The following is a 22,903-nucleotide window of genomic DNA, read 5'->3' on the forward strand; positions in this document are numbered from 1 at the left end:
GATGGGGCGATCGGCAGAACCCGGCAGATCGGCTCGACCCCATACTCACCCCGATGCTCATCAATGAAGCTGGTCATCGCTTGAACGGGCGGTCGAGCTCCGCCTGGGCAAAATATGCAGAGGCCTTGCGCAGGATCTCGTTGGCCTGGCGCAGCTCGCGGTTCTCGCGTTCCAGCGCCTTCAGCTTGTCTGCAACCTCCACCGGTACGCCGGCACGCTTGCCGCTGTTCACCTCGGCTTTCTTCACCCACTCCAGCAACGTGTGCCCTGAACAGCCAATCATCGCCGCTATGGATGTGATCGCTGCCCACCGGGATGGATGCTCGCTCTCTTGGTCCAGAACCAGGCGGACTGCCCGCTCGCGAACTTCCGGTGCAAACTTGTTCGTCGTCTTGCTCATCGTAGACCCTTCCTCTCAGGAGTTAGGGCCTCCGACAATCCCGGGGCGGTTCAAAATCCGTTTCATCTCGCCCCCTCTAAATGATCGATTGTGCGGGGAATTTTTCACCTTTGCTGTCAACATGCTAGAGATTTGCACGCTGTTACCCCAATCGTTACCCCAAACGAAAAACTTCGCCACAAGGTAGGATAAAATCTCGTCTAAGCTATTGAAAAGGTGGTGAGCCCTGCTGGGTTCGAACCAGCGACCTACTGATTAAAAGTCAGTTGCTCTACCGACTGAGCTAAGGGCCCGACCACGCGGGGGGCACTAGCAGCGTCACCGTATGGGTCAAGCGGTGAAGTAACTGGCGTAGTGTATAGCCCGATATTGGATCGCGCCAGTCGGGCGCAATCGTGGCAGCCGGAGCGAGGGCGAAGGTGCGCTGGCGGAACAGCGGATGCGGGATAGTGAGGTTCGGGCTGAACCAGGTTCCGCCACTCCACAACAGGATATCCAGATCGAGTACCCGTGCGGACCACGGCTGGCCGGTGCGTTTGCGGCCGAAAGCGGCCTCTATCGCCTGAAGCGTGGCCAGGAGCGCCTCTGGCCCCAGATTGGTCGCGATCATTGCGGCGGTGTTGGCGTATCGCCTCCGCGAAGGGCCGAGCGGGGCGCTTTCCATGATCGGGGCAATGGCCTGCAGTTCCAGCCCAGTGTCCTGCATCGCGGCGATTGCCGCAGAGAGAACTTTGCGCGGCGAACCATGCCTGATGTGTCGCACGTTGGAACCGAGCGCGACGATATAGCAATGCCCGAGCTGGCGCATAAAGAATCAGATATCTTGCGCGATTCGGCCGTAGAGCTGTGGCCTCCGGTCGCGGAAGAAGCCCATTCCCGCGCGATGCTTGGCTGCCTGTGCCAGATCGATCCGGGCAACGATCACGCCGCTGTCGTTCGCGCCGAATTCAGCCAGATAGTCGCCCCATTCGTCAGTGATGAAGCTGTGGCCATAAAATGCCTGCCCGTCTTCGCTCCCGATCCGGTTCGCGGCGATCATCGGCATACAGTTGCTGACCGCGTGGCCCAGCATGGCCCGCCGCCACATCCGACTGGTGTCCAAGTCTGCATCATAGGGTTCGGAGCCGATGGCCGTGGGATAGAACAGCAGTTCCGCCCCCATCAGCGCCATCACGCGGGCGCATTCGGGATACCACTGGTCCCAGCAGATGCCCACGCCAATGCGGGTGCCGCACACGTTCCACACTTTGAACCCGTCGTTGCCGGGGCGGAAATAGTACTTCTCTTCGTACCCCGGCCCATCGGGAATATGGCTCTTGCGATATGTGCCGAGGATTTCGCCATCGGTGCCGATCATCGCCAGCGTGTTGTAGTAATGGTGCCCGTCACGTTCGAAGAAGCTGGTGGGGATCGCCACGCCCAGCTTCTGCGCCAGCGCCTGCATCGCGATTACCGAAGGATGTTCGCGGGTCGGGCGGGCGAGAGCGAACAACGCCTCGTCTTCCACTTTGCAGAAATAGGGGCCTGAAAACAGCTCCGGCGGCAACACGATCTGCGCGCCTTGTGCCGCAGCCTGTTCCACCAATGCGGATACGGCAGCGATATTGGCCTGCTCGTCGTGCGACGACAGGTCGAGTTGCAGGGCGGCGACGGTGATCTGGCTCATGCGGGCGGATTACTGGGGCGGCTGGGCGAAGTCCACGGCGATTACCGCTTGCGGAACAACAGTGTCATACGGTCGCTCTCGCCCACGGCCTTGCGCGCTTCGTTTTTTGACGAAAGCCCCGGCGGCAGTTCCCAGACCCCGCCGGGCCAGTCCGCCGTGTCTTTCGGGTTGGCGTTGATCTCGCTTGTACCGACAAGGGCAAACCCGTGCGCTTCGACCAGGCCGATGACATCGCTTTGCCGCAAGTAGCCTTTGCCGCCGTCGGTATAATCGCCACTGGCCCACGGCCTGGCGCGATGCTGGACAATACCGAGCATCCCGTCGTCGGCCAGCAGATCGCGGATGCGGCCGAGCTCTATTCGCATCGCGCCCGAACGGAGCAGGTTATGCATCTCGCGGAAAATCAGCACCCGATTGACTGTACCCTGCAGAGCGTCGGGCAATTCGCTGGAGACATAAGCCGAGACTGGTGCGCCGGAGAGGTTCCACTTCGGGCTGGCTTCGGCGAACTTTGCCGGCAATGCCGCGAAATAGCGTGCGTTCCCTTCCGCTTGCGCGGCAGACGGATCGGGCATCAGGCCGATATACCGGCCGTTCTTGCCGAGATACGGCACAAGTATGCGGGTGTACCAGCCCCCGGCCGGCATATAATCGACCACGGTCATTCCCGGTTCGACGCCGAAGAACGCCAACGTCTGTGAGGGGTGGCGAAACGCGTCACGGGCGCGATCGTCGGTGCGATTGGCCTGTGCCAGTGCGGCCTCCATCGCCGGGGAGGTTTGTGGGTCGGCCAATGCGGGCGCAGGTACAGTGACAAAGGCAATAGCGGCGAGTGCAGCGGCTACTATGCGGCGCATGGTGTTCTCCCCTTCGTTGGAACTATGAACCTAAGCGATCGCGCGGCGATGACAAGCGGGCAGGTGCACCCTATCTCCTTGAACGAAGGAGATTTGGAATGAGCGAGCAGGCAATCGTCGCCGGTGGATGCTTCTGGTGTACCGAAGCGGTGTTTCGCGATGTGATCGGCGTGAGCGCGGTCGAAAGCGGCTATATCGGCGGTACAGTGGCCGATCCGACTTACAAGCAGGTCTGCGGCGGGGATACCGGCCATGCCGAAGCGATCCGGGTGACATACGATCCGGCGGTTATCACTTTGCCGGAAATCTACGACGTATTTCTTGGCACCCACGATCCGACCCAGCTCAACCGTCAGGGCAATGATGTGGGCACCCAGTATCGCAGCGCGATCTTTGTTGCCGACGACACCCAGCGCGAGGAAGCCCTGGCGGCAATCGCTCGCTGGAACAGCGATCATGCAGGCCAGCAGGCCGTGACGACAATCGAAGACGTCACGACATGGTATCCCGCGGAGGATTACCATCAGGAGTATTGGGATGGCGAAGGGCAGCGCAACCCCTATTGCCTGGCTGTCATTCCGCCCAAACTGATGAAGCTGCGTAAGAGCTTTGCCGCCAAGGTCCGGCCCGACGCCTGACGCATTCGGCAATCCGTTCAGTCTCGCGTGTTCGAAGCTGAACGGTGGACCGCTTGTTACACAGTCCTGAAACTCTTTTCCCCTCGGCTCGCATGCCGATCCGGGCTCGCTTGTTTGCGTGCAGAAGGGAGAGGCGAGGTCGCGGCGCATCGCGGTCGGATAGGGCGCCTGTTCGCTGTAGGACAGTTGTGATCGCGGCAAGCAGCAGGTCTGACCAGCCTTAAGCCCTGTAAATGGACGTTGTTACCATTGAGGTGCCTGCGCCCGTGCGCTCAACTGCGAACAGTCGATGGTCAGGTTCTGCCTGACCCGTGGCAATGCCGCCTCGCTTTGGATGACCCGGGTCACGCAAGTTGTTACAAAAAACTTATCATGCGTATTGAGTGCTAAGAATCAATGATTTCAATGAGATAACGGCGATACACTTTAACCAATTGTGTAACCTTTGGCAATTAAAAATCTTGGACACCGTCGACGTGCCCTGAGTGGCCGCGCTTACCTCTTTTGCCAACTGACGGATTTCTTCCTTATTATTTTCAGAGGTTTGCTGAAGATCTCCGCGTAGTTCGCGGCACGTGCGTTCCTGCACGACCGGACACGGGGGCACAGGCTCCGAAACGCTGGTCGGGCAACTGCAACCGACCCATTCCGCTCCTTTCTGGAAATTATTCTCATTTGAATTCAATAGCATATTGCGGGATTCTGGGTGCGTCACTTTGCTACGGTGAATGGTGGTTTGGGGGCCTGGCCACATGCGGGCGGCGATCTCCCGCTCCTCCGGGCCTACGGCATGGGTATATATCGCGGTGGTTTTGAGATCCGCATGGCCGAGCCAGCGCTGGACGAGAGGCAGCGGTACCTTCTGCTGTATGGCGCGAATCGCGAACCCATGCCGCAGACCTTTGGGGGACGCCTGCTCTCCGACTACACCAGCGGCAAGCATTACGCTGCGAACATACCGATAAGCCGTCATACGCGCCCAGGGCCACAACCTATCGTTAGGTGCAGGAATATCTGAAACTAATATTTTTAGTATTTCGAGATAGTTATCTGGAATGGGAATGGATCTGAAATGCGTCTTTTTCCGCTTCTTCAGACTTTGAACGACGACCACTTTCTGATCGAAGTCGATCTGTTCGGCAGTAAGGGCGAGCGCTTCTGAGATACGACACCCTGAATGATACAGCATCAGGCAAAAGGCCCGGATCTGAAGCGGGCGCTTTTCCGCCGCCTCAAGAAATGCATCCAATTCGGATGATGTCAGATACTTTCTCTGACCTCCGTCGGAAAACATCGCGAAATCATAATGCATATCATTCATGAGATCAACAATTCCCTCATTATTGATTAAATTTTAATTAGATTTCGTCAAAATATATCTAAATGTTACACAATTGGTTATTCCGTCACAACAGCTCAAATCAGCAAGAGTGTACAGGGAAAAACCATTTTGGCTGCAATTGTTTGCCTCCCCAAACTTGACCGGCAAAAATCTGGTTTGAATTCCAGCCGCTTACATTTGTTGGTGGGTGGAAATGGTAAATGCGCGCGAGGTACAGTTCTGGCGCGATTTCGCAGCGGCCCGCTGCATGGCGGTTTTTCCCTGCATTCCCCTGTTTCGATGGATGCTTCGTGCGCTGTCCCACGCGTTAGCTTGCGTTTGGGCGGTGGCGATAACTCGGATTCTTGCGTCCTGTCGCTCCCGGCAGGCCGCAAGGGGAGGTTGCGTTCTGGTCAGTCAACGATCCCAAACTGGCTGGGGCGTGACCTCCCAACTCTTCGCGGGCGCCATCGGGTTGCGGCTGCGGTCGGAGGTGGTCGATGCGCGTAGGGGTCTCTGCTCTCCCGGCTGCAGGGGGCGATATCTGGAGTAATGGTATCGGGCAGAATGTATTTCATCTTGCCTGCCTGCTTCGGTCGATTCCCTTTGTTGAACAGGTGGTGCTGCTCGATTGCGGCGGGGAGGGGCAGTTGCCCGCGCATACTGAGCCCGTTGGTGGGCAGTTTCCTCTGATTCCCCTTGTTGAAGCAGATGGGGCGATTGATATCGCGATAGAGCTTTCGGGCGGGCTCGATGCTGAATGGACTCGACGGTTCCGCGCGCGGGGCGGTAAAGTGGTGACCCATTTGTGTGGGCAGCCTTATGCCGCACTGGTCGAGCCGACTATTTTCAGTCGTCCAGCTAATTATGGCCTTGCTGAACGCTGCGACGAAGTCTGGCTCTTGCCCAAGGACCGGCAATTCTCCGCGATGATGCGCGGGGTCCATCGCTGCCCGGTGGAAGAGGTGCCGTATCTTTGGTCGCCTGTCTTCCTCGACCACGCAGCCGAAATGGTTGAGCAGGAGGGGCTCAGTTTCGGTTATCGTGCCGGGGCGCTGGCCAAAGGGGCAGTGTCGGCGGCTATCTTCGAGCCCAATATTTCAACGATCAAAATGGGGATTCTCCCTTTTTTGATCTGTGACGAGGTGCATCGCGCCGACCCCTCGGCGCTTGCCCGTCTGCGCTTCATGAACACGGCGCAATTTGCGAAGCATCACACCTTCGTGATGATGGTTGGCAGATCGTCACTCTACAGCGCGGGGAAGGTGTCGCTGGAAGGGCGCGACTATTTTGCGCGGGTCATGGGGGGCGGGGTGGACATCGTCGTGAGCCATCAGATCGATTGTCCGCAAAATTACCTCTACCTCGACGTGCTGGCAGGCGGATATCCGCTGATCCACAATTCGCCGCTGTTTGCCGACGTGGGGTATTATTACCCCGCGTCGGATGTCGATGCCGGACGCGCGCAGTTCGAACTGGCCTGCCGCGAGCATGACCGTAACCTCGCAAGCTATCGGGCGCGGGCGAATGAGAAAATCGCCTCGCTGAGTCCGGCAAATTCCGCGAACCGTGATGCCTATGCACGGCGATTGCTGGCGGTCACCAGTCGCTCCGCGCCGAGGTATGCGGCATGAGCACACTCGCCAAACATCCCAAACGAAATGCGCCTTCAAAATCGGACTTGAGCGCGCCCTCATCCCCGGCGGGCAAGGGGGCAGGGAATGGGAGTGGTCGTTCGGATGGCCCACGGCGGCTCAAAGTGGGAGTTACCCTTTTCCTCCGGGAGGGGCAGCAGAGCCTGTGGGAAAATGGCATTTTCCAGAACTGCTATTTCCTTCTGATGCTGCTTGAGCGCTCGCCGCTGGTCGAGAAGTGTTTCATTATCAACGGTGGTCCGGGGGATCCGAAGGCGGCGGGTGATTTCCTCTCGCTCTCTCCCGCGCCGGTGATCTCGCTCGACGAAGCGATGGATACGCTCGATCTCGCAATCGAGCTGAGCGCGCAGTTCGATATCGAATGGATGCGGCAGTTTGGCGACCGGGGCGGGCACACGATTGCGATGCACGTCGCCAACGATTTCGTACTCGATATGGAACGGATGGCGTTTGATCGCCCCCCCGCGATGCTGATGTCGCGCGCGCCATACGACCGCATCTGGACGTTGCCTGCTTTCGAGGAAACGTGCGCGCCATACTACCGTGCCGGTTTCCATGCGCCGGTGCAGGCGATGCAGCATTTGTGGAGCCCGCTGCTGCTTGAACGCACGCTCGCCGGTGTGGGGGCGGAACGGTCCTTTGCCTACACTCCCGGTCGCAAAAGCTGGCGCCTTGCGGTGATGGAGCCGAATATCTGTATGGTCAAAACCTGCCACCTGCCAATGCTGCTCAGCGACCTGGCGTATCGGCGCGATCCGAACGCGGTTGAGGCGTTGTGGGTCTATAATGCAATGGAGTTGCGGGAACACAGCGCGTTCGCCGCCTATGCCCGATCGATGGATCTGGTGCAGCATGGCATTGCCAGTTTCGAACCGCGCGTCCCGGTGTTCGACGTGCTGGGGACGCGAGCCGACGCGCTGGTATCCCACCATTGGCATAACGCTCAGAACTATCTGTACTACGAGGCGCTGTATGGCGGTTTTCCGCTGATCCATAATTCGCATCTGCTGGATGGATGCGGATATGCCTATCGCACGTTCGATCCCGAAGACGGGGCGCTTGCCTTGTTGCAGGCGCTGGCGTCGCATGATCGCAATCTCGACAGCTATCGCGCCGATGCGCGGCGTTTGCTGGCGCGGCTCGATCCGTGCAGCGACGCCAATGTGGCGTCCTACACCCGCGCAATGGCCGAGGCCTGCGGGATGGAGGCGCCGGTATGAGCGGTGCGCGCATCTTGCGTGCGGCGGGCATTGTGTCGCTGGTCGCAGGCGGAGTTCTGGCTGGTTATCTGGCGCGTCCGGTGCTGGCGGCGGCTCCCGCCAATGCTGCGGCTGGCTCACCGCCGCTGGTTGCTCTCGCAGCGCAGCAGGTTGGCGTGCGCCGGTGTCTGCCTGCGATCAACGCGGTGGCGCAGCGTGGCGTGGCCGGGGCGACGATGCAGGACATCGTCATCAACTGGGATCACGATTCACCTGACGGATCGCCATTCTTTTCGCTCACCGGGCTGGGCGCGGGGGAGCGGCGCGCGGCGCTGTCGATCACCACAATCCCGACAGCTAAGGGCGGTTGTTCCGTCCTCGTCGAACGGGTTTCGTCCTCTGCGGCCAGCTGCAAAACGGTGGCGGAAAGGCAGTTGGACAGCGCGGTCGGTGCGCCGCTTATCGATGGGATTCTGGTTTATCAAAGCAAGGAGCGGCCAGAGGAAACCTTCACGCTGGTGCAGAATACCGAAAACTGCACGATCATCCGCCGTCAGGCGGCATTCGAATGGCCCCCGCGAAAATGACGCGGCGGCATGCTCTGGAAATCGGCATTACGATCGGGCTGCGTCAGCCTGACGAGAGCCTGTGGACCAACGGGATCAAGCAGAACGCCTTGTTTCTCGCCAAGTTGCTCAGCGCGTCGCCACTGGGGCATCGGGTTGTGCTGCTCAATACGACCGATGTGGCGATCACCGATGCGTTGCCCTGGTCGCTCTCCGAATTTCCGACGATGCCGTTCGACCGGGGCAGTGCGGGGCTCGACGTTGTGATCGAACTGGGCGGGCAGGTCAGCCCGGCGCAGACCGATCGCCTTCGCAAACAGGGCACCCGTCTGGTCAGCTACTGCTGCGGTCCCGAATATGTCCAGAACATCGAGGCGATGATCTTCCGTCGTCCGTTGTGGGGCGATCTCTACGTCAATCCGCATTACGATGAATTGTGGATCATCCCGCAGATTTTCGATCTCAACCGGGGCTTCCTGCAGACTCTGCGTCGCTGTCCTGCGCGGCGGGTTCCGTTCGTGTGGGATCCGATGGCACTCGAATCGGTGGTGGGAGATTACCCTGACGCGGGAACTTATCGCCCACATGACGGGCCGCGACGTCTGTCGGTGATCGAACCGAATATCGATGTATTGAAATTCTGCCTTTATCCGGTGCTGATTGCCGAACAGGCCTATCGCGCGGCCCCGGATGATGTCGGCTATCTTCATGTTGCCAACGCCGATGCGCTGGCCCGCGAAGGGCGCGAATTCACTCGCCTGATGCTGCAACTGGATATCGTCCGGGCGCAGAAGGCCAGCTTCATCGGGCGCGTCCAGACCCCTGCCTTTCTGGCAGAGGCGACCGACATCGTGATTTCCCACCAGTGGGGTTTGGCGCTCAATTACTTTTACCTTGAGGTGTGCTGGCAGGGATATCCGCTGGTTCACAACGCCGAAATCGTTGCCGATCTCGGATATTATTATCCGGGGCACGATCTCGAACTGGGCGCTGCCCTGCTTCGGCGCGCGATGACGGATCATGATCGCGACTGGCAGAGTTACACCGCGCATCAGCGCCAGCGAATTCAGCGGTTTCTGGCGACCGACCCTGATCTCGCCGCCAGTTATGACGATCTTCTGTTCGATCTGATGGAGCGCACGGCGGCGCGAAGCCTGCGGGAAACTGCCGCATGATAGTCCACAATATCCGCGCCATTTTGCCGGCCGCCGCGCTCTGCCTGGCGAGCGGCACGGGCAGTCGCCGCAATCCGGCGATGCGCCGAACAAGACATCGAAAACTTCCCCGATCCACATGGCGAGGCGGCTCTCTCCCTCCCGTTCGGATTGTCCCCGGGGAAGGGGTGCCGAATTTCCGCCCCGCCGCGGTCGGCACCCGCCTGTTATCTGGCGCGTCTGACCAGCGCCATGATTGCTGCAATGGCCTCGGCTCAATGCAGGGAGGGCAACATGGCTGAGCCGGGCATCCACCAAATGGCGACCTGTGAAGATGCACTCGCTGCCCTGAACAATGGCGACCTCGCCCGATGTGGCGAACTGGCGGTGGCGATACTCGCGCACGATCCCGATAACGGGCTGGCCCACATGTTGCGGGCCGCGTCTCTCAACGATGAGTGGGCGGCATTGGCCGCGGCGCATTGTGCGGCAGCATGTCGCAATGCCCCGTTCGATCCGCAGGCATGGATAAACCGCGCCGTGTTTTTTGAGTGGGCGGACCAGCACGACAGGGCGCTGGATTGTTATCGCCGGGCGCTGACGATTGACCCCTTGCATATCGATGCATTGGCCGGGGGCACACAGAGCTTCCGGGTGAACGAATTGTTCGAGGAGTCGATCGCTCTGGCAGAGCGGTTGCAGCAACGCGCGCCCGACCATCCGGCCAGCTATTCCAATGCCGCGATTGCACTGCAAAACCTTGGCCGGGTTGAAGAAGCCGATGCCATGTTCGCGCTTGCGTCGGAAAGGGCGACGGACCGGTCGCACCTCGACTGGGAGCATTTCCACTCGCTGCTCGCCCGGCAGCATTTTGCCGAAGCATGGCCGAAATACGAAACCCGCTTCGCGCCGTCGGTCAAGAATGGCGTGAACGATTTCCCGTTCGATTGCCCGCGTTGGTCAGGTGCGTCTTCAGATCATGTACTGGTCTATGGAGAGCAGGGGCTGGGCGATCAGATCATGTTCGCTTCTGCCGTTGCCGATATGCAGGCAGCCTGCGGGCAGGTCACTCTGGCAGTGCACGAGTTGCTGGTCGGCCTGTTTCGCGCCAGCTTTCCCGAAGTGGCCGTGCTTGCCTTGCCGTTCGATGCGGGGGCGGAGGAATATGCCGACGTGCTCGCCCGCGCCGGTGCGGAACGACCGGTGGATTCCGTGCTCGCCATCGGTTCGCTGATGGGCCGGTTTCGCAATCGCCGCGATGCATTCTCCGGCGCGCCTTATCTGCGCCCGTCGGACGGCGCGCGCGATTTCTGGCGGGGCCGTCTGGATTGGGCCGGGCGAGACGCTCAGGGGCGCGGCCAGCGCGCATTGCGCGTGGGGGTCTGTTGGGCTTCCAACCCCGCGAAGGGGCAATTCAATGGCTCCATGCGGGCGCGTCATAAGACGATGCCGCTGGCCGAAATGCTGCGTCTGGTGGACATCGAGGGCGTCGCGCCGGTGGCGATCACCAATGTGCCATTGGCTGAATTCGAAGGTGGCGACGCGGCGCAGGGGCGGCTGGTCGATATTTCCGCCGATCTGCTCAGTCTCGATCGCACTGCGGCGGTGCTCGAACAGCTCGACTTGCTGGTTACGGTCGACACAGGTGTGGCTCATCTGGCCGGCGCGATGGGCGTGCCGGTCTGGATACTGCTCAATCGCAAGGGCGATTGTCGCTGGGGCGAATGGGGCGCGCGGTCGAGTTACTGGTACGATAGCGCACGCCTTTACTGGCAGGATGCGCCGGGTGACTGGTCCGGCCTGATCGAACGGGTTCGCAAGGATCTCATTGGCGCTGCCCAACAGCAACGTGTGGGAGAATGCGCGTGAACCTGCTCCCGCTTCGCCAGCAGGCGCTCGACGCACATTTGCGCGGCGACACTGCAAAATCGCGCGAACTTGTCCTGTCGGCAGGGCCGCAGGCGATAACCGATCCGTTGATGCTGCAACTGCTGGCGATCGGACTGGGCTGGCTTCCCGACGAACGCGCGCTGTATGAATTCGCGGCGACCGATACCGGGATGCCCGACGCAGAGGCATGGTTCAATCGCGGGGTGGTTGAAGAGGCGGCGGGGCGTCTCGATCGGGCAGGCCTGCATTACGCGCAAGCCTTGCGGATCGATCCGCGCCACTATGGTGCGCTCAATAACCTGTCCGACCTCCTGCGTCGGCAAGGGCGTTATGACGAGGCGTGGCAGCGGATCAGTCAGTTGCTCGATGCTGGCGGCGATCCGGCCGGGATCGAAATACGCATCGCCAAAATTGCCGACGATTGCGGAAAACTGGCCGAGGCGCGGCATTGGTTTGCCGCGGCGGAGCAGCGATCCGCTCATGATCCGGGCATCGTGTGGGAACATGCGATGCAGCAATTGCGCGACGAGGAATTCGCGACTGGCTGGGATAATTTCGAACATCGCCGCACTTTGTACCCGCATGATGCGATGGCGATTGTTTCGTACTCCATGCCCGAATGGGCGGGCGACCCGTTGAACGGGCGCTCGCTGCTTGTGCATAAGGAACAGGGGCTGGGCGATCAGATCATGTTCGCTTCCTGCCTTGGCGATCTTCCCGGCGATCCGGCCAGCCTCCACCTCGCGGTATCGCCGCAACTGGCGCGCTTGTTCGCGGCGAGTTTCCCCGAAGCGCACGTGTGGTCGAGCGTGTCGACAACCGGGCGGGAAGGGGAAGAGTTTCAGCCCTGGCTCGAACTGGCGCGGCCAATCGATTGCCAGATACCGATCGGCAGCCTTCCCCGTCATTTGCGGCGGGAGGGATTCGCCCGGCCACGACCATATCTCTCCGCGCCCGAGGCGGATATCGCGATCTGGCGCAACCGCCTTCTGCAACTCGCGCCTGAAAGCGCCACGCAGTTCCGCTGCGGGCTGGTTACCGTGGCATGGCGTGATGGCCTTGTGATGCCGGGTGTGGCGGATGGGAATTCCAAAACGGTTCCGTCTGCGCTGGTGCATCGCTTCGATCTGCCCGGCATCGCGTGGTTTGGGCTGCACGACAGGTCCGGCGTGGCGGAACTGAGCGCGATGCCGATCCCGAATATTGTCGACACCAGCGACTGGCTGTTCGATCTGGCCGATACCGCGGCGCTGATTGCCTGCCTCGATGTGGTGGTCGCGGTCGATACCGCTGTCGCACACCTTGCGGCGGCGATGGGCAAGCCGGTGTTGCTGATGTTGCGCCGAAGCGCCGACTGGCGTTGGGGGCGCAAGCGGCGCGACAGTTACTGGTATCCCGATGTCCGGGTGTTCCGCCAGACGCATGAAGGCGATTGGGCACCGGTGATCGAAGCGGTGGCGGAACGGCTGGCGCTGTTGCGCGACCGCGCGAGCGGCCAGCCAGCCCGCAATCCGGCATCCGGCAAGGGGCGGCGGCGGTGATGGGGATGCAAACCGCCTCTGCCCGGCTGGAGCCGATGGAACTCGCGAATGCCAGCGCGGTGGAACGCTATGTCGCGTGGGTCGCGGATAGCGCGCTTCCCTATTGGGCGCAGAAACGACCCAATATGATTCTGCCCTTTGCAGAGCAACTCGATCGGGCCGGTCATTCCGCATGGCCGGGATATTTGCGCCTGCGCGTCATCGCGCGGCAGGTTTCGGTTTACGCGCAGGCTGCGGACGCGGGGCTGACGTGGGCATTGCCGGTGGCCGAAAACGGCTGGCAGGCGATGGTGCGGTATTTCTGGTCCACCGTATCGGGCTGGCATGCGCGCGTGGGTAGCAACGGGCAGGCAGTCGATACCGAATTCACGCTCTACGATCAGGCGTTTGCGCTCTATGCCTGTGCCCATTGGGCGCGGGTGTCGGGGGCGCAGGAGCCGGTCGATATGGCCTGCCGCACACTCGACCTGATCGATCGCCGCCTGCGCCTGAACGAACAGCCCGGCTGGCGAACCGCGTCTGACAATCAGGACCACGATCAGAATTCGCACATGCATTTTCTGGAGGCACTGCTCGCGCTGCGTGACGTGGCACCGGAATGGCGGATCAGGGGGCGGATAGAGGAAATCCTCGACCTGCTTGCGACACGCATGGTCGATCCGAACAGTGGGGCCGTGCTCGAATGGTTCGGTATGCGCTGGCAGCCAGCACAGGATGGCGGTGTGGTCGAGCCCGGGCATCAGTACGAATGGGCATGGTTGCTCGCGCGGGCAGAGAGGGCAGGGTTTGCCTGCGACGTACCGGTTCGGTCAATGCTGGCATTTGCCGATGATCACGGGTGGTGTCTGGAAAGCGGCCTGATTTACGATTCCTGTCGGCCCGAAGGCACCGTTCTGCGCCCCCATCACCGCCTTTGGCCGCATTGCGAGGCACTGCGCGCGGCGACTGTCTTCGACGATTCAGAGGCAGGGATGGATCGCGCCGAACGGATTGCCGGGCTTATTCTGGAGCATTTCGTTGGTCGCCCTTTCGCGGAAGGGTGGGTCAGCGATCTGGACGAGAACGGCGTTCCGATGGTCGACACAGTGCCCGCGTCGTCGCTCTACCATTTGTTCGAAGCAGCGCTGGCGCTGGTCGGCTGCGGCTGGGCCACATTCCCGGAGGCGGCGCGATGACGAACGCTACCGTCGCAAGAGCCCGAACCGGGCGAAAAACGCTTGTTCTGTCGGCAAGCCCGCGCCGCCGTTTCAGCTGGTCCGTTCGCACGCGCACCGATTGTGCGGATGTTCCGGGCGGGAATGTTCCGGGCCGTGGCGGTCGTGGGGGCGATATTCCCCTGACGAAACAAGAGAAAATGCCCCTCCACACTTCAGACAGGAAAAGCTGCATGACCAATACTCTTTACGCACGCCTTCGTCGGGGGGGCACGCTGGCGGCTCTCGTCGCTTCGGTCGCCGTTTCGCCGGTGGTCGCGCAGGCGCAGCAGGCCGCGCCATCCGCGCAAGCCAACAATACGCAGCCCGCCGCGATCGCGATGCCGAGCAGAGCGCAGCAGCTGATCCTGCTGCAATCGACGCTGGCCGCGCTCGATCAGGCCAACCGGACGGGCGATTACGGTGTATTGGTGAAGCTGTCCGCGCGTCAGTTTCAGCTCACCAATACGCCGGAGGAACTGGCTGGCGGTTTCAGAGGGTTCAGCGAAAACGGCATCGATCTGTCACCGATCCTGCTCTACGCTCCGCGCTGGACGCGTGAACCGTGGATCGAAAACGGCGTCCTGCGGATGGTCGGGGTATTCGATACCAACCCGCAGCAGGTGACTTTCGACCTCGCCTTCATTTTAGAGGAAGGGCGCTGGAAGATGGTTGGCATATCGGCCGGCCTGAACGCACCCAGAGCGGCACCATGACGGGGGGTGCCGGGCGACCATCCGGCGACAGCGGCGCCGATTCCATCAGGGACGATCTCGATTACGAAGGCCTTGGCACATTGCTGCGCGCTGCCGGCGTTCAGCCGGGGCGAGCGGAAGCGATTGTGTCCGGCCGCCTTGGTATCGAAGCAGGCAACGCATGCGAGGATCACCGCTTTCGCGAGGATCTGGCGCTGCAATGCGAAGTGTTCCTGAACCGCATGGCGCAAGTGCACGAAGATGCGCTGGTCGCACAGGAAGCGAGTGCGATGGCGCACCGTCTTCAGCCGGAAAACATGCGCGCAGTTCTCAGTCGCGGAGGAGAGGGCAACTCCGCGGTCCCGTGGTTACTTGCCCTCTCGATCGCGCTTCAACTGGCCATTCTGGCACTCGCCTTGTGGCCATTCGTCCAGCCTTACGCCGCCGATCCGGCGGCCACGGCCAATCACAATGCGGAAGTGACTTCGACCGATGGTCGAACGGGCCATTCCGCACAAATGGGGAGTGCGTAGATGCAAAGCAAAACCACCCAGACCGAAACTCAGTCGACTGCCGCGCTGCAGCGTTTGTTGTCCGGCATCGACGAGATGTTGGGCGTCGCCAGCGAAATGGCGACCGCTTCGGGCAAAAGCTGGCTGGCAGAACAGATCGAAGACACGCAGTTCATGTTCTCGCGCTCGATCGCGCGGGAAAGCGAAGTGATCGACAAGCTGCCGGCAAGCGGCACGCTTGCCATTCCCTCTCAGGATCCGGGGCAACAGGCTGTCAACATCACCCCGCAGATGGTTGTCGGCGACAATATGGATGCCGTCGTGCGGACATATCTGGTCGCGTCGATCCAGCGGAAGCTGCGAACAGCCGGGCCGGCCTGTGCCAAGCTGCTGGTTCTGCTGATGTCGGAAGCGGATTCATATGTCGCGAGTTCGGTGGTGCGCGCGCATTTGCGGACCAATTCGCACGATGATCGTGTGATAAAGGTCTATATTTGCCGCTTGCGGTCCGAGCTGCGGCTGGTGGGTATTCGCGATGCGATTGTGACCGGACGCAAGTCTTACATGTTCCGCAAGCGTTACCTCGCCCCGATGCTGACCCTGCTGAACGAAGCCTGATCCGGGCGCGCTGTGCAATGATCCCGCTGGTGCGGAATATACTGGCTTGTGTGCTGTGTATGTGTGCCGTGTGGGCGCACCCGGCTCTGTCGCAAACGGCCGACCCGCAGCAGGCCGCGCCGCGCGAAGCGTCCGAAGTCGCCTTGTTTGCGAAGGCATTGCAGACCGTGGCCGACAACTATGTCGAAACGGTCGACGCGCAGAAGCTGACCGATGCCGCGCTGAAAGCGATGCTGAATTCGCTCGATGGTCACTCCGCCTATATGAATGCGGAAGAATATCGCGAGTTCGACGAGAATCTGGCGGGCGAATTCGCCGGTATCGGTGTCGTTCTGGAAATAGCCGATGGCTGGCCGCGCGTGATATCCCCCACCGACGGCGGACCATCGGCCCGCGCGGGGGTGGCTTCCGGCTGGAAAATCGACACGATCGACGGCAAATCCGCCAAAGGCAAAACGCTGCAGGGCACCGTTCGCCTGTTGCGTGGACAGATCGGAACGGAAGTTGCCGTAGGGTTCAGGGATGAGCAGGGGAAGTCGCACGAACTCACCCTCGTCCGCGATACGATCCGCCTGAAAAGCGTGTATTCGCGGCGATTGGGCGATGTCGGCTATCTGCGGATCACCAATTTCGGCGGGCGCACCGCGGATGATTTCGGGGATGCGCTGGCCGAACTGTATAGCGACGGGCCGCTGACCGGGGCGATCCTCGATTTACGCAATAATTCTGGCGGCTTTGTCAGGGCGGCCATCGCCGTGGCGGGATATTTCCTCGAACCGGGGGCAGTCATCGTGCGTCAGGGTCGGTCGTTGCAGGATGCGGCGGAAACCAAAGTGGTTCAGGCCAATTCGCTGCTCACCGGAGTGCCCGTGGTCGTGCTGATCAATGGCGGCAGCGCCAGCTCTGCCGAGATTCTGACCGGGGCATTGCGCGACAATCACCGCGCCTCGATCCTCGGTCTGACCAGCTTCGGCAAAGGTATCGTACAGGGTGTGTTCCCGATTGCCGACGGGGCGCAGGGCGCGGTCACGGTTACCACGGTGCGCTATTTTACGCCGGAGGGGCAATCGATCCAGAAAATCGGCATCGCGCCCGATCTCGCCGTAGCGCGCACAGAGGCAGAGGCGCGCGCGGCGCTGACTCCCGATCGCACCTTGTCGGAGGCGTCGCTGGTCAATGCGATGGACAACGATCAGGGCCTCGTGCGCGAAGTGCCCACCGAAGTGGAAGGACCGGAACCGCCCGCCGAGGGCGATCCACCCGCGCCGCCACTGTTCGCGCAGCCCGTGCCCGACGATGCCGCGATTGCAGCGGATTTTCAGATCAGGCGCGCGCTCGATGTGCTGGCCACCGGGTCGGTCGATGCCGCGCGCGAGGGTCGGCCGGTGAAGGTCTATTGCGCTGAAAAGCAGGCGGAAGACGCAGCATCGGAGTAGTTGTCCGTCGGGCGTGGCGGATTACGGCCGGTGTCAGCGATAATGGGTGGCTGGCGCGGTGTTCGGGCTGCCCCGTCACCGGGCTTCTGAGTCGGCGTTGCACTGTCCTTCTGGCGCAACGCCGTTAGGGAGACGCTGGACCCCGGATCAGGTCCGGGGTGACGGTGTGATGTTTTGTGCACCTCTCCCTCGCTCCTCGTCATTGCGAGGAGCCTTCAGGCGACGTGGCAATCCATGGACCGCCCTTGCCGCGCTCACAACCGCCGCGAAGGGCGGAGGCGTTGGGTGGAAACGTGTCACACGAAGGCACGAAGGCACGGAGTGGGTTTGGTTCGGGGGAAGGGACGGCACTGCCAATGGCTGGCCAATACTCTCGCGCATAGCCCCACCCTCGTCATTGCGAGGAGCCTTTAGGCGACGTGGCAATCCATGGACCGCCCCGGCGCCTCGGCCATCGCCGTTGTGATAAGAGAGGCCTCCCAGCCATGGATTGCTTCGCTACCCTCGCAATGCCGAACGGTGGGAGAGGCGCGTAGCATGCGAGTGGTGGAGGTGCTGCCTCCCTGCAGCGGGTGCGCCCTGCGGCGGAACGCGCCGTGAGGGTAGCTCTCTGACAGAAGTGCACCGCACAACATCCCGGCACCCCGGCACCCGGCCCAAGAAGTCCTTTACTTCCTATGCAAGGCCGCAAAGGCCAGCCTCGCCCCTGCATCAGGCCCGGAGTGACCGGGCCGCGCAGGCGGGTGGAAACACTAAGTCAGTCCTCCCGTTCCTTCAGCCATTCTTCCAGCCATTTAATCGAGTAATCGCCGCTCAGCACATCAGGCTGGTCGAGCAGTTCGCGGTGCAGCGGGATCGAGGTTTTCACCCCTTCCACCACCATTTCATCCAGCGCGCGCTTCAGTCGCATGATGCACCCTTCGCGGGTGCGGCCATAGACGATCAGTTTGGCGATCATCGAATCGTAGTAGGGCGGAATGCGATATCCGGCATACAGCCCGGAATCGACCCGCACATGCATGCCGCCCGCCGCGTGATAGGTGTGCACCAGTCCGGGGCTGGGGGCGAATGTGAACGGGTCTTCCGCGTTGATCCGGCATTCGATGGCGTGGCCGGTGAAGTGCAATTCGTCCTGCGTCACCGACAACGGTTTGCCATCGGCAATGCGGATCTGTTCGCGCACCAGATCGACGCCGGTGATCGCTTCGGTCACCGGATGTTCGACCTGCAGGCGGGTGTTCATTTCGATGAAATAGAACTCCCCGTTTTCCCACAGGAATTCGATGGTGCCTGCCCCGCGATAACCCATATCGGCCATCGCCTTCGCGCAGATCGTGCCCATCCGGTCCCGCTCTTCCGGGGTGATGACGGGAGAGGGCGCCTCTTCCAGAACTTTCTGATGGCGGCGTTGCAGCGAACAGTCGCGTTCGCCCAGATGGATCGCGTTGCCGTTGCCATCGCCAAACACCTGGAATTCGATGTGGCGCGGATTGCCGAGATATTTCTCGATATAGACCGTGGCATCCCCGAACGCGGCCTTCGCCTCGCTACCCGCTTGTTTCATCAGGGTTTCGAGCGTGTCGGGGCTTTCGCAGACCTTCATCCCGCGGCCACCGCCGCCGCTGGCTGCCTTGATAATCACGGGATAGCCGATCTCGTCAGCGATTTTCTTCGCTTCCGCGACATCGGAGACAGCGCCATCGCTGCCCGGCACCAGCGGCAGGCCCAGTGCGCCGGCGGTGCGCTTCGCCTCCACTTTGTCGCCCATCGTGCGGATATGTTCGGGCTTCGGCCCGATCCACTTGATATCGTGCGCTTCGACGATTTCCGCGAACTTGGCATTTTCCGACAGGAAGCCATAGCCGGGGTGAATCGCATCGGCCTGCGCGATTTCGGCGGCGGAAATGATCGCGGCGACGTTGAGATAGCTGTCGGTCGCGGAAGGCGGACCGATGCAGACCGCATGATCGGCCAGCCGCACATGCATGGCATCGGCATCGGCGGTCGAATGCACGGCGACCGTTTCGATCCCCATTTCTTTCGCCGCGCGATGGATGCGGAGCGCGATTTCACCGCGATTGGCGATCAGGATACGGGTAATTGCCATGTTCGCGCCCGACGCCTCAGCCGATCACGACCAGCGGCTGGTCGAATTCGACCGGCTGGGCATTGTCGACGAGAATGGCCTTGATCGTGCCCGCCTTGTCGGCAGTGATCGGGTTCATCACTTTCATCGCTTCCACGATCAGCAGGGTATCGCCCTGTTTCACACTGTCGCCCACTTTCACGAACGGCGCGGCGCCGGGTTCGGATGAAAGATAGACTGTGCCCACCATCGGGGATTTCAGCGCGCCGGCGATTTCCGCCGCCGCTTCCTCCGCCGGGGCGGCTGCCGGTGCGGCCGGTGCAGCAGCGGGGGCCGCAACCGGTGCAGCGACCGGCGCGGCAATCGCCGCCACACCGCCGCGCGCCACGCGCACTTTGCGGTCGCCATCTTCGACTTCGATTTCCGTCAGCCCGGTTTCAGCGAGCAGTTCGGCCAGCTCACGAACCAGCGTGGTATCGACATTCATGCCCGCCTTGCGTGCAGGGGAGCCTTTGGTTTCGGCCATTGTGTGCCTCTTGATTTGTCCAGCGCCCGCCTATGGGCATCCATGAGCAGGCTGGCAAGGGGGTGGAGGGTCTGAGCCTAGAGTTTGGCAGCCTTTTCCAGCGCGATGACATAGCTTTGCGCGCCAAGCCCTTTGACTTCATCGACCGCGGCCATGCCGACATAGGACACGTGGCGGAATTCCTCGCGCGTCATCGGATCGGACAGATGCACTTCGATCACCGGGGTGCGGATCGACCGGATCGCATCGAGCAGCGCGATAGAGGTGTGGGTATAGGCACCGGCGTTGAGCAGCACCGCCTTCGCTCCTTCGGCCTGCGCTTCGTGCAGCCAGTCGACCAGATGCCCTTCGTGGTTTGACTGCCGCACATCGACCTCCACCCCCAGATCGTGCGCGCGGTCTTCCAGCATCCCGGCAATATCGTCGAGCGTGTCGGAACCATATATTTCCGGCTCCCGCAGGCCGAGCAAGTTGAGGTTGGGTCCGTTGAGGACATAGATCGTATCGGTCATGGTGTCGCTTCTAGGCTGAGGCTGGTGGATCGCAAGCGTGTTGAAGGAGGGAAGTGGCGCCAAGCCGGGAGGGCGATCACCGCTCCACCCCCTTCGCCTTGCCCCACTGGCGGGCGGCGGTGTAGCCGAGGTAGCCGGTGCCGAAGAGGGTGTAGAGCTCGCCCGGCAGGCCGCGCAGGTATGCGGCCATCGCGGTGGATATGCCGCTCGCCGCGCCGGGGGCGAACAGCGACAGGACGCTGACCGGCAGAGCGAACAGGATCATCGCATACATCACATAGAGGAAACTGGGCCTTGCGCGGCTGGTCCACGGGTCGGTCGAACTGGCCTCTGCCACGATGGCGGACAGGCGTGCTTCGATCGCTTTCAGTTCCTGCGTCCCTTCCAGTTCGAGCAGGGCCAGTTTCGCTTTCGCCCGCGCTTCCTTGTCGGGGATGACCTTGTCGATGATCCCGGCGATGGGGCCGACGAGCGCTTCGAGGATGGACATAACGCATTCTCCGGTTCGGTTGAGAGAGGGTCTTTTATCCAAATAGGTTCGTGTAGGAAATAGGGCGAACCGGAATAGAGGTTTGACACGGGCGCGACCCCGGCGCAGATACTGGCCGGACAGGGGAGACGTTCAGCAGCCATGAAATTTGCCAGTTCCATTGCCGCCATCGCTTTGCTGGCGACCGTGCCGCTCCATGCTGCCGACCGCCCTGCCGCCGAACCGGATTCTGTCGCGCAGGCCGCGCCGATGGCGAGCGCGGCGGACCGGGCCTTGCGCGCGCTTTATACCGAATACTGGAACTGGCAGGTGGCCGATGGCGGCTGGATCGAACAGGCCGATGGATCGGTCGAACCCGGCCCGACTATCCCCTCTGTCACTCCCAAAGCCAACCGCGCCCGTGCGGCGAAGGCGGCGGAGTTCCTGCGGCGGCTGGAGGGGATCGATACCGCATCGCTATCCCCGACAGAACGCGACAATGCCGATGTCCTGCGCGCTGTCTTGCAAGAAGCGATTGGCGATGCGCGCTTTTCCGAATGGGAAATGCCGTTCGATTCGGACAGCAATTTCTGGTCATACTGGGATGCGCGCGGCGGGTTTCAGACGGTGGCCGAATATGACAACTACATCGCCCGGATCAAACAACTGCCGCGCTATTTCGCGGAGCAGGAGGCGAATGCCCGCGCCGGATTGAAGCGCGGGTTCTCTGTCCCCAAAGTCACGCTGACGGGGCGCGATGCCAGTCTGGCGGCCTATGTGGTGGACGACCCGGAGAAGAGCCCGTTCTGGAATGCGTTCCGGCAGATGCCCGCGCGGTTTTCCGATGCCGATCGCAAGCGGCTGATGGACGCAGGCCGCGCCGCGATCGCGCAGCAGGTGACGCCCGCCTATGCCGCGTTGCTCGATTTCATCCGCCGCGAATATGTGCCGCAGGCCCGCACGACACTGGCGGCGGAGGCGATGCCCGACGGCAAGGCCTATTATCGGCAGCAGATCCGCCAATACACCACGCTCGACCTGACAGCCGAACACATCCACCGGATTGGCCTGCGCGAAGTCGCCCGCATCGAACAACAGATGCAGGCGGTGATGGACGAGATGGGGTTCAAGGGCACGATTGCCCGGTTCACCGAACATCTGCGGACCGATCCAAAATACATTGCCAAAACGCCCGACGAACTGATGGGCGTATCGGCCTATGCGGTGAAGCGGGTGGATGGGAAGATCGCGGATTACTTCGGTTTTCTGCCGCGCCGCCGGTTCACTATCCGCCCGGTGCCCGATGCCATCGCGCCGTTCTATACCGCAGGGCGCGGCGGGCTGGATGCGTGTCTGATGAACACATACGATCTGCCGTCGCGCCCGCTGTACAATATTCCGGTGCTGACGCTGCACGAATGCGAGCCGGGGCACAGCTTTCAGGCGGCGTTCCAGACCGAAGTGGGCGGCGATATCCCGCAGTTTCGCCGCAACGTCTATTTCTCCGGCATGGGCGAAGGGTGGGGGCTGTACACCGAATATCTCGGCAACGAGATGGGCATCTATCGCACCCCCGAAGAACGCTTCGGTCAGCTGAGCTATTCGATGTGGCGGGCGGCGCGACTGGTGATCGATACCGGCATCCATCACTATGGGTGGAGCAGGGACAAGGCGATTGCCTATCTGGCGGACCGCACCGCGCTGTCGCGCCACGAAGTCGAAACCGAAGTCGATCGCTATATCTCATGGCCCGGTCAGGCGCTGGCGTATAAGCTGGGCGAGATGACGATCCTGCGCCTGCGCGCCAAAGCGGAAGATGCGCTGGGCGACCGGTTCGATATTCGCAAATTCCACGATGTCGTCTTATCTCTTGGCTCGGTGCCGTTGCCGACACTGGAACGGCGGATCGACGATTTCATCGCTGACGGCGGACAGGGTCTGCCGGGCGTGGATTACAACTGAGAGGGCA

Annotated in this window: 21 protein-coding genes, 1 tRNA gene, 1 pseudogene and 1 other annotated feature; of the genes and pseudogenes, 13 read left to right on the forward strand and 10 right to left on the reverse strand. The window is 61.6% G+C overall.

Features of this window, described 5'->3' with window-relative positions; genetic code table 11:
- The 5 genes and pseudogenes from D6858_RS00240 to D6858_RS00260 form a co-directional block, all read right to left on the reverse strand.
- Nucleotides 1–400: pseudogene (locus D6858_RS00240) on the reverse strand (transposase); the annotation flags it as partial.
- Nucleotides 3–119, reverse strand: a sequence feature (AL1L pseudoknot). It overlaps the preceding pseudogene by 117 nt.
- Before the next feature lie 217 nt (nucleotides 401–617).
- A tRNA-Lys gene (locus D6858_RS00245) sits at nucleotides 618–693 on the reverse strand.
- A complete protein-coding gene (gene folK, locus D6858_RS00250; protein WP_120105884.1) occupies nucleotides 684–1,208 on the reverse strand; it encodes a 2-amino-4-hydroxy-6-hydroxymethyldihydropteridine diphosphokinase in 525 nt (174 codons plus the stop codon). The genes D6858_RS00245 and folK overlap by 10 nt, the downstream gene beginning before the upstream one ends.
- Nucleotides 1,209–1,214: 6 nt before the next feature.
- Nucleotides 1,215–2,066 carry an N-carbamoylputrescine amidase gene (gene aguB, locus D6858_RS00255; protein WP_120105886.1) on the reverse strand — a complete coding sequence of 284 codons (852 nt, stop codon included), beginning with the start codon at nucleotides 2,064–2,066 and terminating at the stop codon, nucleotides 1,215–1,217.
- Between the two features lie 41 nt (nucleotides 2,067–2,107).
- Complete coding sequence (locus D6858_RS00260) at nucleotides 2,108–2,923, reverse strand: class I SAM-dependent methyltransferase (protein ID WP_120105888.1); 816 nt, start codon at nucleotides 2,921–2,923, stop codon at nucleotides 2,108–2,110.
- Nucleotides 2,924–3,021: 98 nt separating this feature from the next.
- On the opposite strand from D6858_RS00260, the gene msrA reads away from it, so the two are divergent.
- Nucleotides 3,022–3,561, forward strand: a complete 540-nt coding sequence (msrA, locus tag D6858_RS00265) for a peptide-methionine (S)-S-oxide reductase MsrA (protein WP_120105890.1) — start codon at nucleotides 3,022–3,024, stop codon at nucleotides 3,559–3,561.
- Between the two features lie 370 nt (nucleotides 3,562–3,931).
- On the opposite strand, the gene D6858_RS00270 is transcribed toward msrA, so the two are convergent.
- Complete coding sequence (locus tag D6858_RS00270; protein WP_225082680.1) at nucleotides 3,932–4,882, reverse strand: tyrosine-type recombinase/integrase; 951 nt, start codon at nucleotides 4,880–4,882, stop codon at nucleotides 3,932–3,934.
- Between the two features lie 500 nt (nucleotides 4,883–5,382).
- Between D6858_RS00270 and D6858_RS00275 the strand changes: the two genes are divergently transcribed.
- From D6858_RS00275 to D6858_RS00325, 11 genes are all read left to right on the forward strand, one after another.
- Nucleotides 5,383–6,516, forward strand: coding sequence for a DUF2827 family protein (locus tag D6858_RS00275; protein WP_120105892.1), 1,134 nt, complete (start codon nucleotides 5,383–5,385; stop codon nucleotides 6,514–6,516).
- 125 nt (nucleotides 6,517–6,641) lie between these two features.
- Nucleotides 6,642–7,757, forward strand: a complete 1,116-nt coding sequence (locus D6858_RS00280; RefSeq protein ID WP_240623619.1) for a DUF2827 domain-containing protein — start codon at nucleotides 6,642–6,644, stop codon at nucleotides 7,755–7,757.
- Nucleotides 7,754–8,323 carry a hypothetical protein gene (locus D6858_RS00285; RefSeq protein WP_120105896.1) on the forward strand — a complete coding sequence of 190 codons (570 nt, stop codon included), beginning with the start codon at nucleotides 7,754–7,756 and terminating at the stop codon, nucleotides 8,321–8,323. Before D6858_RS00280 ends, D6858_RS00285 begins: the two co-directional genes overlap by 4 nt.
- Nucleotides 8,305–9,477: a DUF2827 domain-containing protein gene (locus D6858_RS00290; RefSeq protein ID WP_240623620.1), complete on the forward strand. Its 1,173-nt coding sequence runs from the start codon at nucleotides 8,305–8,307 to the stop codon at nucleotides 9,475–9,477. Before D6858_RS00285 ends, D6858_RS00290 begins: the two co-directional genes overlap by 19 nt.
- A gap of 273 nt (nucleotides 9,478–9,750) precedes the next feature.
- Entirely contained in the window at nucleotides 9,751–11,325 is a 1,575-nt protein-coding gene (locus tag D6858_RS00295) for a glycosyltransferase family 9 protein (RefSeq protein WP_165859583.1), read from the forward strand.
- A complete protein-coding gene (locus tag D6858_RS00300; RefSeq protein ID WP_165859584.1) occupies nucleotides 11,322–12,887 on the forward strand; it encodes a tetratricopeptide repeat protein in 1,566 nt (521 codons plus the stop codon). The genes D6858_RS00295 and D6858_RS00300 overlap by 4 nt, the downstream gene beginning before the upstream one ends.
- Nucleotides 12,887–14,062 (forward strand): AGE family epimerase/isomerase, encoded by a 1,176-nt coding sequence (locus D6858_RS00305; RefSeq protein WP_120105902.1) that lies wholly within the window; start codon nucleotides 12,887–12,889, stop codon nucleotides 14,060–14,062. The genes D6858_RS00300 and D6858_RS00305 overlap by 1 nt, the downstream gene beginning before the upstream one ends.
- Nucleotides 14,063–14,274: 212 nt before the next feature.
- On the forward strand, nucleotides 14,275–14,796 hold the full coding sequence (locus tag D6858_RS00310) for a hypothetical protein (RefSeq protein ID WP_120105905.1): 522 nt from the start codon (nucleotides 14,275–14,277) through the stop codon (nucleotides 14,794–14,796).
- A complete protein-coding gene (locus D6858_RS00315; RefSeq protein WP_120105908.1) occupies nucleotides 14,793–15,308 on the forward strand; it encodes a hypothetical protein in 516 nt (171 codons plus the stop codon). The genes D6858_RS00310 and D6858_RS00315 overlap by 4 nt, the downstream gene beginning before the upstream one ends.
- Nucleotides 15,309–15,905, forward strand: a complete 597-nt coding sequence (locus D6858_RS00320) for a helix-turn-helix domain-containing protein (RefSeq protein WP_120105911.1) — start codon at nucleotides 15,309–15,311, stop codon at nucleotides 15,903–15,905.
- A gap of 17 nt (nucleotides 15,906–15,922) precedes the next feature.
- A complete protein-coding gene (locus tag D6858_RS00325) occupies nucleotides 15,923–17,341 on the forward strand; it encodes a S41 family peptidase (protein WP_120105914.1) in 1,419 nt (472 codons plus the stop codon).
- 757 nt (nucleotides 17,342–18,098) lie between these two features.
- On the opposite strand, the gene accC is transcribed toward D6858_RS00325, so the two are convergent.
- From accC to D6858_RS00345, 4 genes are all read right to left on the reverse strand, one after another.
- A complete protein-coding gene (accC, locus tag D6858_RS00330) occupies nucleotides 18,099–19,448 on the reverse strand; it encodes an acetyl-CoA carboxylase biotin carboxylase subunit (RefSeq protein WP_120105917.1) in 1,350 nt (449 codons plus the stop codon).
- Nucleotides 19,449–19,464: 16 nt separating this feature from the next.
- On the reverse strand, nucleotides 19,465–19,953 hold the full coding sequence (gene accB / locus D6858_RS00335) for an acetyl-CoA carboxylase biotin carboxyl carrier protein (protein ID WP_120105920.1): 489 nt from the start codon (nucleotides 19,951–19,953) through the stop codon (nucleotides 19,465–19,467).
- Nucleotides 19,954–20,030: 77 nt separating this feature from the next.
- Nucleotides 20,031–20,465, reverse strand: a complete 435-nt coding sequence (aroQ, locus tag D6858_RS00340; RefSeq protein WP_120105923.1) for a type II 3-dehydroquinate dehydratase — start codon at nucleotides 20,463–20,465, stop codon at nucleotides 20,031–20,033.
- Nucleotides 20,466–20,541: 76 nt separating this feature from the next.
- Nucleotides 20,542–20,955 carry a holin family protein gene (locus D6858_RS00345; protein WP_120105926.1) on the reverse strand — a complete coding sequence of 138 codons (414 nt, stop codon included), beginning with the start codon at nucleotides 20,953–20,955 and terminating at the stop codon, nucleotides 20,542–20,544.
- A 141-nt stretch (nucleotides 20,956–21,096) separates the two neighbouring features.
- Here D6858_RS00345 and D6858_RS00350 point away from each other — a divergent pair, with 141 nt between their 5' ends.
- On the forward strand, nucleotides 21,097–22,896 hold the full coding sequence (locus D6858_RS00350; protein WP_120105929.1) for a DUF885 domain-containing protein: 1,800 nt from the start codon (nucleotides 21,097–21,099) through the stop codon (nucleotides 22,894–22,896).
- Nucleotides 22,897–22,903: the final 7 nt, after the last annotated feature.

It is taken from the genome of Tsuneonella suprasediminis (genome assembly GCF_003605755.1).
Lineage (GTDB): Bacteria > Pseudomonadota > Alphaproteobacteria > Sphingomonadales > Sphingomonadaceae > Tsuneonella > Tsuneonella suprasediminis.